Here is a 13,677-nt window from a genome sequence, read left to right as displayed (position 1 = left end):
TTGCCGACGATGACTGACTTTGCAATTTCGCCGGAGGTGCTGCGCGCCACCATTGCCGAGACGCTCGGCGCCAAGGCCAAGAGCGTGACGATCGCGCTCGAAGAAGTGACCGTCGTGGTCAGCGCTGCCGACTACATCGATGCGGCGCTGCTGCTGCGCGATGCGCCCGGCTGCCGTTTCGAGCAGCTGATCGACCTGTGCGGCATGGACTATTCCGACTACCGCGAAGGCGAGTGGCAGGGCGAACGCTACGGCGTCGTCTCGCACCTGCTCTCCGTGAGCCTCAACCAGCGCGTGCGCCTGAAGGTGTTCGCGACCAGCGAAGACCTGCCCGTGATCGACTCGCTCCAGCCCGTCTGGAGCGCTGCCACGTGGTTCGAGCGCGAAGCCTTTGACCTGTACGGCATCGTGTTCGACGGTCACGACGACCTGCGTCGCATCCTGACCGACTACGGCTTCATCGGCCACCCGTTCCGCAAGGACTTCCCGGTGTCGGGTCACGTCGAAATGCGCTACGACGAAGAGCAGAAGCGCGTGGTCTACCAGCCGGTCTCGATCGAGCCGCGCGAAATCACGCCGCGCGTGATCCGCGAAGACAACTACGGCGGCGGTTTGCACTGACAGATATGGCCGAAATCAAGAACTACACACTCAACTTCGGTCCCCAGCACCCCGCAGCACACGGCGTGCTGCGCCTGGTGCTCGAGCTGGACGGCGAAGTGATCCAGCGCGCCGACCCTCACATCGGCCTGCTGCACCGTGCGACCGAGAAGCTCGCCGAATCGCGCACCTTCATCCAGTCGCTGCCTTACATGGACCGCCTCGACTACGTGTCGATGATGTCCAACGAGCACGCCTACTGCCTCGCCATCGAGCGGATGATGGGCCTGGACGTGCCGATCCGTGCGCAGTACATCCGCGTGATGTTCGCCGAGATCACCCGCCTGCTGAACCACCTGCTGTGGCTCGGTGCGCACGGTCTCGACTGCGGTGCGATGAACATGCTCATCTACTGCTTCCGCGAGCGTGAAGACCTGTTCGACATGTACGAAGCCGTGTCCGGCGCGCGCATGCACGCGGCGTACTTCCGTCCGGGCGGCGTCTACCGCGACCTGCCGGATTCGATGCCGCAGTACAAGGTCAGCAAGATCAAGAATGCGAAGGCCATCGAGAAGCTCAACGAGAACCGCCAGGGCTCGCTGCTGGACTTCATCGACGACTTCTGCAAGCGCTTCCCGAAGATGGTCGACGAGTACGAGACGCTGCTCACCGACAACCGCATCTGGAAGCAGCGCACCGTGGGCATCGGCGTGGTCACGCCGGAGCGCGCGCTGAACCTGGGCTTCACCGGCCCGATGCTGCGTGGCTCGGGCGTCGAATGGGACCTGCGCAAGAAGCAGCCCTACGACGTCTACGACCAGATGCAGTTCGACGTGCCCGTGGGCAAGACCGGCGACTGCTACGACCGCTACCTGGTTCGCGTGGAAGAAATGCGCCAGGCCAACAAGATCATCCAGCAGTGCTCGGCATGGCTGCGCGTAAATCCGGGTCCGGTCATCACCAGCAACCACAAGGTCGCAGCGCCCGCGCGCGAATCGATGAAGGCGAACATGGAGGAGCTGATCCACCATTTCAAGCTCTTCACCGAAGGCTTCCATGTGCCCGAAGGCGAGGCGTATGCCGCCGTCGAGCACCCCAAGGGCGAGTTCGGCATCTACCTCGTGAGCGACGGCGCCAACAAGCCGTACCGCCTGAAGATCCGCGCCCCGGGCTTCCCGCACCTCGCTGCCCTCGACGAAATGTCGCGCGGCCACATGATCGCCGACGCTGTCGCGGTGATCGGCACGATGGACATCGTGTTCGGCGAAATCGACAGGTGAGAAAGAGCGAATGACGACTTCCTCAACCCATCACCATGACGCGGCGCCCTCGGCGCCGCTGAAGGCTGCCATCCTCGAGCGCTTTGCGCGCGAGGTCGCGAAGTACCCCGAAGCCGGCAAGCAGTCGGCCGTGATGGCCTGCCTGGCCATCGTCCAGCAGGACGAAGGCTTCGTGAGCGTGCAGCGCGAGCGCGAGATCGCCGCCTACCTCGGCATGGCGCCCATCGCCGTGCACGAAGTGACGACCTTCTACAACATGTACAACCAGCATCCGGTGGGCAAGTTCAAGCTCAACGTGTGCACCAACCTGCCGTGCCAGCTGCGCGATGGCGTCACGGCGCTCGTGCACCTCGAGAAGAAGCTCGGCATCAAGATGGGCGAGACCACGGCCGACGGCCTGTTCACGCTGCAGCAGAGCGAATGCCTGGGCGCCTGCGCCGATTCGCCCGTGATGCTGGTCAACGACCGCACCATGTGCAGCTTCATGAGCAACGACAAGCTCGACCAGCTCATCGACGGTTTGCGCAGTGCCAAGCCAGGGGAGGCTTCGTGATGACGCCCGAACAGGTTCTCTCGCAATTCCAGGCCACCGGTGTCCAGACCTGCTTCCATGACCGCCACATCGGCGCTCAGATCTATGCAGGCCTGGACGGCACCAACTGGCACCTGGCCGACTACGAAGCGCGCGGCGGCTACCAGGCGCTGCGCAAGATCCTCACCGAGGGCCTCACGCCCGACCAGGTGATCGCCGAAGTGAAGGCCTCGGGCCTGCGCGGCCGTGGCGGCGCGGGTTTCCCGACCGGCCTGAAGTGGAGCTTCATGCCCCGCCAGTTCCCGGGCCAGAAGTACCTTGTCTGCAATTCGGACGAAGGCGAGCCCGGCACGTGCAAGGACCGCGACATCCTGCAGTTCAACCCGCACATCGTGATCGAAGGCATGGCCATCGCCGCGTATGCGATGGGCATCAGCGTGGGCTACAACTACATCCACGGCGAGATCTTCCAGAGCTACGACCGCTTCGAGGCCGCCCTCGAAGAGGCACGTGCCGCCGGCTACCTCGGCGACAAGATCATGGGCAGCACGTACAACTTCCAGTTGCACGCCGCCCACGGCTTCGGCGCCTACATCTGCGGCGAAGAAACCGCGCTGCTCGAATCGCTCGAGGGCAAGAAGGGCCAGCCGCGCTTCAAGCCGCCGTTCCCGGCGAGCTTCGGCCTGTACGGCAAGCCGACCACCATCAACAACACCGAGACCTTCGCGGCGGTGCCCTGGATCATCCGCAACGGCGGCCAGGCCTACCTCGAGTGCGGCAAGCCGAACAACGGCGGCACCAAGATCTACTCGGTGAGCGGCGACGTCGAGCTGCCCGGCAACTACGAAGTGCCGATGGGCACGCCGTTCTCCAAGCTGCTCGAACTGGCCGGCGGCGTGCGCAAGGGCCGCACGCTCAAGGCCGTGATCCCCGGCGGCTCGTCGTCGCCGGTGCTGCCGGCCGACATCATGATGGCCTGCACCATGGACTACGACTCCATTGCCAAGGCCGGCTCCATGCTGGGTTCGGGCGCGGTGATCGTCATGGACGACAGCCGCTCGATGGTCGAGTCGCTCAAGCGCCTCTCGTACTTCTACATGCACGAGTCCTGCGGCCAGTGCACCCCCTGCCGCGAAGGCACGGGCTGGCTCTACCGCGTGGTGGACCGCATCCACAACGGCCAGGGCAAGCCCAGCGACATGCAGCTGCTGGACTCCGTGGCCGGCGACATCATGGGCCGCACCATCTGTGCGCTCGGCGATGCGGCAGCCATGCCCGTGCGCGCCATGATCAAGCACTTCCGCCATGAGTTCGAGGCCCTGATCCCGGGCCACGTCCCGACGGCGCCCGTCAAGGCCTGAGTGCGAGAAGAAACACAGACATGATCGAAATCGAACTCGACGGCAAGAAGGTCGAAGTGACCGAAGGCAGCATGGTGATGCATGCGGCCGAAAAGGCGGGCACCTACATCCCGCACTTCTGCTATCACAAGAAACTCAGCATCGCGGCCAACTGCCGCATGTGCCTGGTTGACGTGGAAAAGGCGCCCAAGCCGATGCCGGCCTGCGCCACGCCCGTCACGCAGGGCATGATCGTTCGCACCAAGAGCGACAAGGCCATCAAGGCCCAGCAGTCCGTCATGGAGTTCCTGCTGATCAACCACCCGCTGGATTGCCCCATCTGCGACCAGGGCGGCGAATGCCAGCTGCAGGACCTGGCCGTCGGCTACGGCGGTTCTTCTTCGCGTTACGAAGAAGAAAAGCGCGTCGTGTTCCACAAGGACGTCGGCCCGCTGATCAGCATGGAAGAAATGAGCCGCTGCATCCACTGCACGCGCTGCGTCCGTTTCGGCCAGGAAGTGGCCGGCGTGATGGAGCTGGGCATGTCGCACCGTGGCGAGCACTCCGAAATCGAAACCTTCCTCGGCGACTCGGTCGACTCCGAGCTGTCGGGCAACATGATCGACATCTGCCCGGTCGGCGCGCTCACGAGCAAGCCCTTCCGCTATAGCGCCCGCACCTGGGAACTGTCGCGCCGCAAGTCGGTGAGCCCGCACGACTCCACCGGTGCCAACCTGATCGTCCAGGTCAAGAACAACCGCGTGATGCGCGTGGTGCCGCTGGAGAACGAAGACGTCAACGAATGCTGGATCGCCGACCGCGACCGCTTCTCGTACGAAGCGCTCAACGGCACGGAACGCCTGACGCAGCCCATGCTGAAGCAGGGCGGGCAATGGCAGCAGGTCGACTGGCAGACGGCGCTCGAGTACGTCGCCAACGGCCTCAAGCAGATCAAGACCGACCATGGTGCGCAAAGCATCGGCACACTGGTCAGCCCGCACAGCACGCTCGAAGAGCTGCAGCTTGCCGCCATGCTCACGCGTGAACTGGGCAGCGACAACATCGACTACCGCCTGCGCAACGCCGAGTTCACGGCCTTCGAAGGCGTGCGCTGGCTCGGCACCTCGATCGCCTCGCTCACGCAAGTGCAGCGCGCGCTGGTCGTCGGTTCGAACCTGCGCAAGGAACACCCGCTGTTCGCACAGCGCATCCGCCAGGCCGTGCGCAAGGGCGCAGCGCTGTCGGTGATCACCTCGTCCAGCCTCATGGCCGACCGCGGTGCCTGGGCCATCGACGTGGCGCAAGCGTCGATCGTCGAAGCCGACCAGTGGGTCGAGGCGCTGGCCGCCGTGGCTGCTGCCATCGGCCAGACCAACGGTGCCGCCGCGCCGCTGGCACCGAAGAACGCGCCCGACGCCGCCGCGCAAGCCATCGCAGCCTCGCTGCTGAGCGGCGAGCGCAAGGCGATCCTGCTCGGCAATGCCGCCGCGCACCACGCGCAAGCCAGCAGCCTGCTGGCCCTCGCGAACTGGATCGGCGCACAAACCGGCGCCACCGTCGGCTACCTGACCGAAGCGGGCAACACCGTGGGCGCACAGCTCGTCGGCGCCTTCCCGCAGAACGGCGGCCTCGATGCCGGCCGCATGCTCGCCGCCGGCTCCGGCCTCAAGGCCGTGCTGCTGCTGAACACCGAACCGGTGTTCGACTCGGCCGCCGGCGCTGCCGCCGCCGATGTCATCGGCAATGCGCAGATGGTGGTCACGCTGAGCCCCTTCAAGGCCAACCTCGAATTCAGCGACGTGCTGCTGCCCATCGCCCCGTTCACCGAAACGCCCGGCACCTTCGTCAACGCCGAAGGCCGCCTGCAGGGTTTCCATGCCGTCGTGAAGCCACAAGGCGAAACGCGTCCGGCGTGGAAGGTGCTGCGCGTGCTGGCGAACCTGCTCGGCCTGCCGGGCTTCGCCTTCGAATCGACCGCCGAGGTGCTGGCCACCATCGGTGACAAGGGCACCGTGCCGGCGAACGCGCTGAGCAATGCCACGTTCGCCAAGGCCGTCGCGGCCAGCGGCGTCGTGGCTGCGCCCGTGGTCGCGAGCATCTACCAGCTCGACTCGATCGTCCGCCGCGCACCGTCGCTGCAGCTGACCGCCGACGCGCGCCACAGCGCACAGGCCGCACCCGCTCGTGGCGAGGAGGCCCTGGCATGATCGACGCAATTCATGGCTTCGGCCAGGGGCTGGTCGCCGCAGGCTGGTGGACGTCCGTCGTCTGGCCCGTGGTCTGGACGCTGATCAAGATCATCGTCGTCGTGATCCCGCTGATGTTGGCCGTGGCGTACCTCACGCTGTGGGAACGCAAGGCCATCGGTTTCACGCAGATCCGCGTGGGCCCGAACCGCATCGGGCCGCTGGGCCTGCTGCAGCCGATCGCTGACGCGCTCAAGCTGATGACCAAGGAAATCATTCTTCCGACGGTCGCCAACAAGGGCCTGTTCTTGCTCGGCCCGATCATGACCATCATGCCGGCGCTGGCCGCATGGGCCGTGATTCCCTTCGGCCCCGACGTGGCGCTGGCCAACATCAACGCCGGCCTGCTGTTCGTGATGGCCATCACCTCGCTCGAGGTGTACGGCGTGATCATCGCCGGCTGGGCCTCGAACTCGAAGTACGCCTTCCTGGGCGCGCTGCGCGCCTCGGCACAGATGGTGAGTTACGAAATCGCGATGGGCTTCTGCTTCGTCGTGGTGCTGATGGTCACCGGCAGCCTGAACATGTCCGACATCGTGACGGTGCAGGGCAAGGGCATGTTCCATGACATGGGCATCGGCTTCCTGTCGTGGAACTGGCTGCCGCTGCTGCCGATCTTCGTCGTGTACTTCATCTCGGGCCTGGCCGAAACCAACCGCCACCCGTTCGACGTGGTGGAAGGCGAATCGGAAATCGTGGCCGGCCACATGATCGAGTACTCGGGCATGAGCTTCGCGATGTTCTTCCTGGCCGAGTACGCCAACATGTGGCTCGTCTCGATCCTGACCGTGGTGCTGTTCCTCGGCGGATGGCTGCCGCCGTTCGAGTTCCTGAGCTTCATCCCGGGCTGGATTTGGCTGGGCCTGAAGACCTTCTGCGTGGTCACCATGTTCCTGTGGGTGCGCTCGACGTTCCCGCGCTTCCGCTACGACCAGATCATGCGTCTGGGCTGGAAGATCTTCATTCCCGTCACCCTGGTGTGGCTGGTCGTGGTCGGTGGCTGGATGCAGACGCCGTTCAACATCTGGAAATAAGCAGGAAGCGACGACATCATGACTGCTTCACACACCGCCGGAGGGCTCGGACGCACCTCCAAGCTGGCCTCCGCACCGTTCTCGCTCAAGGACTTCCTGGGCAGCTTCATGCTGTTCGAACTGTTCAAGGGCCTGGCCATCACGGGCAAGTACGCCTTCGCGCGCAAGATCACCGTCCAGTTCCCCGAAGAGAAGACGCCGCTGTCGCCGCGCTTTCGCGGCCTGCACGCGCTGCGCCGCTACGAGAACGGCGAAGAGCGCTGCATCGCCTGCAAGCTGTGCGAGGCCGTGTGCCCCGCGCTGGCGATCACCATCGAATCCGACGTGCGTGACGACGGCTCGCGCCGCACCACGCGCTACGACATCGACCTGACCAAGTGCATCTTCTGCGGCTTCTGCGAAGAGAGCTGCCCGGTCGACTCGATCGTCGAGACGCACATCTTCGAATACCACGGCGAAAAGCGCGGCGACCTGTACTTCACCAAGGACATGCTGCTGGCCGTGGGCGACCGCTACGAAAAAGAAATCGCGGCGAACAAGGCGGCCGACGCCAAGTACCGCTGAGCCGGCTCCGCTCGAAACCCGTACCAATCGAATTCCAATGGACGTCAAGACCGGTCTGTTCTATCTGTTTGCCGCGGTGCTGCTGTTTGCAGCCTTCCGCGTCATCACCTCCCGCAACCCCGTGTACGCCGCGCTGTACCTGGTGCTGGCTTTCTTCCAGGCCTCGGCCATCTGGCTGCTGCTGCGCGCCGAGTTCCTGGCGATCTCGCTCGTGCTGGTGTACGTCGGCGCCGTGATGGTGCTGTTCCTGTTCGTCGTGATGATGCTGGACATCGACGTCGACGGCCTGCGAGAGGGCTTCTGGAAGCACTTCCCGCTGGCGGCAGGCATCGGTGCGCTCATCGCGCTCGAAATGGCGGCCGTGCTCATGGGCGGCTTCCGCCTGGGCGAAGGCCCGCGCGCCATGGCGACGACCTCGCCCAACAGCTCGAACACGCTCGAGCTGGGCAAGCTGCTGTACTCCGAATACCTCTATCCGCTGGAAATCGCCGCGGTCATCCTGTTGGTGGCCATCATTGCCGCCATTGCACTGACGCTGCGCACCCGCAAGGACAGCAAGTACGTCAACCCGTCGGACCAGGTGCGCGTGAAGGCGCGCGACCGCGTGCGCATCGTGCAGATGCCCGTCACGCGTGCGGCCGAGCCGGTGGTTGAGGCCCCGGCAGCGGATGCCGCTGCAAAGGAAAACAAGGCATGACGCTCACGCTCGGACACTTTCTCTCGCTCGGCGCGATGCTCTTCGCGCTGTCGGTGATCGGCATCTTCCTGAACCGCAAGAACCTGATCGTGCTGCTGATGGCCATCGAACTGATGCTGCTGGCGGTCAACATGAACTTCGTGGCCTTCTCGCACTACCTGGGCGACATGCACGGCCAGATCTTCGTGTTCTTCATCCTGACGGTGGCGGCGGCCGAATCGGCCATCGGCCTGGCGCTGCTGGTCCTGTTGTTCCGCAACAAGTCCAACATCAACGTCGACGAACTCAACTCGCTCAAGGGTTGACAGCAGTATGAGCGCAACCCTTTCCGCATCCACCTTGCTGGCCGTGCCGCTGGCACCCCTGGTCGGCGCCGCACTTGCCGGCCTGTTCGGCACGAAGTTCGGCGGCAACCACATCGGTCGCAAGGTCACGCATTCGCTGACCATCCTGGGCGTGTTCGTCGCCTTCGTGATCTCGGCGATGACGCTGAAGTCGGTCATCGTCGACGGCGCCCGCTTCAACCAGACCATCTACGAATGGATGATGGTTGGCGGCCTGAAGATGGAAGTCGGTTTCCTGGTCGACGGCCTCACGGCCATGATGATGTGCGTCGTGACCTTCGTGTCGCTGATGGTGCACATCTACACCATCGGCTACATGGAAGAAGACGACGGCTACAACCGCTTCTTCTCGTACATCTCGCTGTTCACCTTCTCGATGCTGATGCTCGTCATGAGCAACAACATGCTCCAGCTGTTCTTCGGCTGGGAGGCGGTGGGCCTGGTGTCGTACCTGCTGATCGGCTTCTGGTTCAACAAGCCCACGGCCATCTTCGCGAACATGAAGGCCTTCCTGGTCAACCGCGTGGGTGACTTCGGCTTCATCCTGGGCATCGGCCTGATCGCCGCCTACGCTGGCACGCTGAACTACGGCGAAGCCTTCGCCAAGGCGCACACGCTGGCCGGCATCACCTTCCCGGGCACCGAGTGGATGCTCATCACGGTGATCTGCATCTGCCTGTTCATCGGCGCGATGGGCAAGAGCGCGCAGTTCCCGCTGCACGTGTGGCTGCCCGACTCGATGGAAGGCCCGACCCCCATCTCGGCGCTGATCCACGCGGCGACCATGGTGACGGCCGGCATCTTCATGGTGGCGCGCATGTCGCCGCTGTTCGAGCTGAGCGACACGGCCTTGAGCTTCATCCTCGTGATCGGCGCCATCACCGCGCTGTTCATGGGCTTCCTGGGCATCATCCAGAACGACATCAAGCGCGTGGTCGCGTACTCGACGCTGTCGCAGCTGGGCTACATGACCGTGGCGCTCGGTGCCTCGGCCTACTCGGTCGCGGTGTTCCACCTGATGACGCACGCCTTCTTCAAGGCGCTGCTGTTCCTCGGCGCGGGCTCGGTGATCATCGGCATGCACCACAACCAGGACATCCGCTGGATGGGTGGCGTGCGCAAGTACATGCCCATCACCTGGATCACCTCGCTGCTGGGTTCGCTCGCGCTGATCGGCACGCCGCTGTTCTCGGGCTTCTACTCGAAGGACAGCATCATCGAGGCCGTGCACGAAAGCCACCTGTGGGGCGCGCAGTTCGCCTACTACGCGGTGCTGGCCGGCGTGTTCGTGACGGCGTTCTACTCGTTCCGCATGTACTTCCTGGTCTTCCACGGCAAGGAACGCTACGACCAGAACCCCGACGCGCACCATGACGACCATGCGCACGACGCGCACGGACACGACGATCACGGCCATGGCCACGACGCCCACAAGCCGCACGAATCGCCGATGGTGGTCTGGCTGCCGCTGGTGCTGCTGGCGATCCCCTCGGTGGTGATCGGCTTCATGACCATCGACCCGATGCTGTTCGGCAGCTTCTTCAAGGACGCGATCTTCGTGGACGGTGCCAAGCACCACGCGATGGGCGAGCTGAAGGAAGCCTTCCACGGCCCGGTCGCCATGGCGATCCACGGCCTGCAGACCGCACCGTTCTGGCTGGCGCTGGCCGGCGTGGCGCTCTCGTACTACATGTACATGATGAACCCGGCGCTGCCGGCCGCCATCAAGCGCGCCTTCAGCCCGATCTACAACCTGCTCGAGAACAAGTACTACCTCGACTGGATCAACGAGAACATCCTCGCCCGCGGTGCGCGCCTGCTCGGCACGGGCCTGTGGAAGGGCGGCGACCAGGCGCTGATCGACGGCGCGCTCGTCAACGGTTCCTGGAAGGTGGTGGGTCGCGTGGCCGGCGTCGTGCGCTGGCTGCAGTCGGGCTTCATCTACCACTACGCCTTTGCGATGCTGCTGGGCATCTTCATCCTGATGACGTACTTCGTCTGGTTCAAACGTTGAGCCCGAACGCTGGAGAAAAAGAAAAATGGGTTTGTTGAGCCTTGCCATCTGGGTGCCGATCGCATTCGGCGCCGTGCTGCTGGCGTTTGGCCGCGACGAGCACGCCAAGGGCGTGCGCTGGGTCGCGCTCGTCGGTGCCATCGTGAGCTTCCTGGTCACGGTGCCGCTGTTCACGCGCTTCCAGAACGGAACCGCCGCGATGCAGTTCGTCGAGAAGACGAGCTGGATCTCGCGCTTCAACGTCAACTACCACCTGGGCATCGACGGCATGTCGCTGTGGCTGGTGCTGCTGACCTCGTTCATCACGGTCGTGGTCGTGATCTCGGCCTGGGAAGTGATCACCGAGCGCGTGAACCAGTACATGGGCGCGTTCCTGATCCTGTCGGGCTTCATGATCGGCGTGTTCTCGGCGCTCGACGGCATCCTGTTCTACGTGTTCTTCGAAGCCACGCTGATCCCGATGTACCTGATCATCGGCATCTGGGGCGGCCCGAACAAGATCTACGCGGCGTTCAAGTTCTTCCTGTACACGCTGCTCGGCTCGCTGCTGATGCTGGTCGCGCTGATCTTCCTGTACAACAAGTCGGGCGGCAGCTTCGACATCCTGAGCTGGCACAAGCTGCCGCTGGGTTCGACCGCGCAGACCTTCCTGTTCTTTGCCTTCTTCGCGGCCTTCGCCGTCAAGGTGCCGATGTGGCCGGTCCACACCTGGCTGCCCGACGTGCACGTCGAGGCCCCCACGGGCGGTTCGGCCGTGCTGGCCGCGATCATGCTGAAGCTGGGTGCCTACGGTTTCCTGCGCTTCTCGATGCCCATCGCGCCTGACGCTTCGCACGAATGGGCGTGGCTCATGATCGCGCTGTCGCTCATCGCCGTGATCTACGTGGGCCTGGTGGCGCTGGTGCAGCAGGACATGAAGAAGCTGGTGGCGTACTCGTCGGTCGCCCACATGGGCTTCGTGACGCTGGGCTTCTTCATCTTCAACGAGCTCGGCGTGTCCGGCGGCATCGTGCAGATGATTGCCCACGGCTTCGTGTCGGGCGCCATGTTCCTGGGCATCGGCGTGCTGTACGACCGCGTGCACTCGCGCCAGATCGCCGACTACGGCGGCGTGGTCAACACCATGCCCAAGTTCGCCGCGTTCGCGCTGCTGTTCGCCATGGCCAACTGCGGCCTGCCGGGCACCGCCGGTTTCGTGGGCGAATGGATGGTGATCCTGGGCGCCGTGAAGGCCAACTTCTGGGTCGGCCTGGGCGCTGCCACCGCACTGATCTTCGGCGCTGCCTACACCCTTTGGATGTACAAGCGCGTGTACTTGGGCCCGGTCGGCAACGACCACGTCAAGGAACTGAAGGACATCAACGCCCGCGAATTCCTGATGCTCTCGCTGCTGGCGATCGCCGTGCTGTGGATGGGCCTGTATCCGAAGCCTTTCACCGACGCGATGGATGCCTCCGTCGTCGAGCTTCTGCGCCACGTGGCGATTTCGAAGCTGCCCGTCTGATGCCACGCTGAAGAAGAGAACGAGATGATTGACAAACTCAGCTGGGTGACGATCTACCCCGAAATCGTGTTGCTGGTCATGGCCTGCATCATTGCGCTGGTCGACCTGTCGGACACGAGCCCGCGCCGCACCCGCACCTACATCCTGACGCTGCTCACGCTGGCGGCGGTGGCCGTGCTCACGGGCCTGGCCGCTGTCGGCGGCAAGACCTCCTACGGCTTCGGCGGCATGGTGGTGAGCGACACGATGGGCAACTGGCTCAAGTGCTTCGCCTCGCTGGCCCTGATGGTGACGCTGGTCTACGGCCGTCCCTACGCGGCCGACCGCGAGATGCTGCGCGGCGGCGAGATGTTCACGATCAGCATGCTGGCCCTGCTGGGCATGTTCGTGATGATCGGCGGCAGCAACTTCCTGCTGATCTACCTCGGCCTGGAACTGCTCACGCTCTCGAGCTACGCGCTCGTGGCGCTGCGCCGCGACAACGCGGTGGCCAGCGAAGCCGCCATGAAGTACTTCGTGCTCGGCGCCATGGCCAGCGGCTTCCTGCTGTATGGCCTGTCGATGATGTACGGCGCGACCGGCTCGCTCGACCTGAACGAAGTGTTCAAGGCGATCTCGACCGGCAAGGTGAACCACCAGGTGCTGGTGTTCGGCCTGGTCTTCATCGTGGCCGGCCTGGCGTTCAAGGTCGGTGCTGCACCGTTCCACATGTGGGTGCCCGACGTCTACCAGGGTGCGCCGACGGCGATCACGTTGCTGATCGGCGCCGCGCCCGAGCTGGCTGCCTTCGGCATCATCATCCGCCTGCTGGTCGACGGCCTGCAGCCGCTGGCCATCGACTGGCAACAGATGCTCGCCGTGCTGGCGGTGGCGTCGCTGGTGATCGGCAACCTGGCCGCCATCGCGCAGAGCAACCTCAAGCGCATGCTGGCCTACTCGACCATCGCGCAGATGGGCTTCATGCTGTTGGGCCTGGTGGCGGGTTCCGACCTGCAGGGCACGCAGAACGCGCAGGCCGCCTACAGCGCCGCGATGTTCTACGTCGTGACCTACGTGCTGACCACGCTGGCGAGTTTCGGCATCATCCTGCTGCTGGCGCGCGAAGGCTTCGAAAGCGAAGAGATCACCGACCTGGCCGGCCTCAACCAGCGCAGCCCGCTGTACGCCGGCGTGATGGCCATCGCGATGTTCTCGCTGGCCGGCCTGCCGCCACTCGTTGGCTTCTACGCCAAGCTGGCCGTGCTGCAGGCGCTGATCGCCTCGGGCGCTGCCATCTACATCGGCCTGGCCGTGTTCGCCGTGATCACCTCGCTGATCGGTGCGTTCTACTACCTGCGCGTGGTCAAGGTCATGTACTTCGACGCGCCCGTCACGGCGACCACCGTGTCGGCCTCGTTCGACGTGCGCACCGTGCTCACGATCAACGGCGCGCTGATCCTCATTCTTGGCGTGCTGCCCGGCGGTCTGATGACGCTGTGCTACGACGCCATCGCGGCCACGCTGGCCCACTGACGCGGCCCGC

The 13,677-nt window shown here is 64.5% G+C and carries 12 protein-coding genes; all 12 read left to right on the top strand.

The features are described 5' to 3' along the window. Positions 1-9 precede the first annotated feature (9 nt). From AC1RL8_RS06800 to nuoN, 12 genes are read left to right on the top strand one after another with little or no spacing between them, the layout of a single operon-like run. On the top strand, positions 10-621 hold the full coding sequence (locus AC1RL8_RS06800) for an NADH-quinone oxidoreductase subunit C (protein WP_062475411.1): 612 nt from the start codon (positions 10-12) through the stop codon (positions 619-621). A 5-nt stretch (positions 622-626) separates the two neighbouring features. Continuing rightward, a complete protein-coding gene (locus AC1RL8_RS06795; RefSeq protein WP_062475408.1) occupies positions 627-1,880 on the top strand; it encodes an NADH-quinone oxidoreductase subunit D in 1,254 nt (417 codons plus the stop codon). A gap of 10 nt (positions 1,881-1,890) precedes the next feature. Continuing rightward, positions 1,891-2,433: an NADH-quinone oxidoreductase subunit NuoE family protein gene (locus AC1RL8_RS06790; RefSeq protein WP_062475406.1), complete on the top strand. Its 543-nt coding sequence runs from the start codon at positions 1,891-1,893 to the stop codon at positions 2,431-2,433. After that, entirely contained in the window at positions 2,433-3,773 is a 1,341-nt protein-coding gene (nuoF, locus tag AC1RL8_RS06785) for an NADH-quinone oxidoreductase subunit NuoF (protein WP_159271073.1), read from the top strand. The genes AC1RL8_RS06790 and nuoF overlap by 1 nt, the downstream gene beginning before the upstream one ends. 20 nt (positions 3,774-3,793) lie before the next feature. Next, positions 3,794-5,959, top strand: a complete 2,166-nt coding sequence (gene nuoG / locus AC1RL8_RS06780) for an NADH-quinone oxidoreductase subunit NuoG (RefSeq protein ID WP_492684297.1) — start codon at positions 3,794-3,796, stop codon at positions 5,957-5,959. Next, entirely contained in the window at positions 5,956-7,032 is a 1,077-nt protein-coding gene (nuoH, locus tag AC1RL8_RS06775) for an NADH-quinone oxidoreductase subunit NuoH (protein WP_119552895.1), read from the top strand. The genes nuoG and nuoH overlap by 4 nt, the downstream gene beginning before the upstream one ends. A gap of 18 nt (positions 7,033-7,050) precedes the next feature. Continuing rightward, positions 7,051-7,596, top strand: a complete 546-nt coding sequence (nuoI, locus tag AC1RL8_RS06770; RefSeq protein ID WP_062475395.1) for an NADH-quinone oxidoreductase subunit NuoI — start codon at positions 7,051-7,053, stop codon at positions 7,594-7,596. 37 nt (positions 7,597-7,633) lie between these two features. Further along, complete coding sequence (locus AC1RL8_RS06765; RefSeq protein WP_062475392.1) at positions 7,634-8,293, top strand: NADH-quinone oxidoreductase subunit J; 660 nt, start codon at positions 7,634-7,636, stop codon at positions 8,291-8,293. Then, entirely contained in the window at positions 8,290-8,598 is a 309-nt protein-coding gene (gene nuoK / locus AC1RL8_RS06760) for an NADH-quinone oxidoreductase subunit NuoK (protein ID WP_007837741.1), read from the top strand. Before AC1RL8_RS06765 ends, nuoK begins: the two co-directional genes overlap by 4 nt. A 7-nt stretch (positions 8,599-8,605) precedes the next feature. Then, a complete protein-coding gene (nuoL, locus tag AC1RL8_RS06755) occupies positions 8,606-10,651 on the top strand; it encodes an NADH-quinone oxidoreductase subunit L (RefSeq protein ID WP_062475389.1) in 2,046 nt (681 codons plus the stop codon). 25 nt (positions 10,652-10,676) lie between these two features. Then, positions 10,677-12,155, top strand: coding sequence for an NADH-quinone oxidoreductase subunit M (locus tag AC1RL8_RS06750; RefSeq protein ID WP_062475386.1), 1,479 nt, complete (start codon positions 10,677-10,679; stop codon positions 12,153-12,155). Positions 12,156-12,179: 24 nt separating this feature from the next. Continuing rightward, positions 12,180-13,667: an NADH-quinone oxidoreductase subunit NuoN gene (gene nuoN / locus AC1RL8_RS06745; protein WP_062475383.1), complete on the top strand. Its 1,488-nt coding sequence runs from the start codon at positions 12,180-12,182 to the stop codon at positions 13,665-13,667. Positions 13,668-13,677: the final 10 nt, after the last annotated feature.

The sequence above is a fragment of the Variovorax sp. GW822-FHT04E09 genome (assembly GCF_058800845.1).
Note: the sequence above shows the minus strand (reverse complement) of the source record. Positions and strands in the feature narration are given on the sequence as shown.

Bases quoted from the DNA above. Each gene is read 5' to 3' on its own strand.
- AC1RL8_RS06800 (WP_062475411.1), top strand. From the start codon at position 10: ATGACTGACTTTGCAATTTCGCCGGAGGTGCTGCGCGCCACCATTGCC.
- AC1RL8_RS06795 (WP_062475408.1), top strand. From the start codon at position 627: ATGGCCGAAATCAAGAACTACACACTCAACTTCGGTCCCCAGCACCCC.
- AC1RL8_RS06790 (WP_062475406.1), top strand. From the start codon at position 1,891: ATGACGACTTCCTCAACCCATCACCATGACGCGGCGCCCTCGGCGCCG.
- nuoF (WP_159271073.1), top strand. From the start codon at position 2,433: ATGACGCCCGAACAGGTTCTCTCGCAATTCCAGGCCACCGGTGTCCAG.
- nuoG (WP_492684297.1), top strand. From the start codon at position 3,794: ATGATCGAAATCGAACTCGACGGCAAGAAGGTCGAAGTGACCGAAGGC.
- nuoH (WP_119552895.1), top strand. From the start codon at position 5,956: ATGATCGACGCAATTCATGGCTTCGGCCAGGGGCTGGTCGCCGCAGGC.
- nuoI (WP_062475395.1), top strand. From the start codon at position 7,051: ATGACTGCTTCACACACCGCCGGAGGGCTCGGACGCACCTCCAAGCTG.
- AC1RL8_RS06765 (WP_062475392.1), top strand. From the start codon at position 7,634: ATGGACGTCAAGACCGGTCTGTTCTATCTGTTTGCCGCGGTGCTGCTG.
- nuoK (WP_007837741.1), top strand. From the start codon at position 8,290: ATGACGCTCACGCTCGGACACTTTCTCTCGCTCGGCGCGATGCTCTTC.
- nuoL (WP_062475389.1), top strand. From the start codon at position 8,606: ATGAGCGCAACCCTTTCCGCATCCACCTTGCTGGCCGTGCCGCTGGCA.
- AC1RL8_RS06750 (WP_062475386.1), top strand. From the start codon at position 10,677: ATGGGTTTGTTGAGCCTTGCCATCTGGGTGCCGATCGCATTCGGCGCC.
- nuoN (WP_062475383.1), top strand. From the start codon at position 12,180: ATGATTGACAAACTCAGCTGGGTGACGATCTACCCCGAAATCGTGTTG.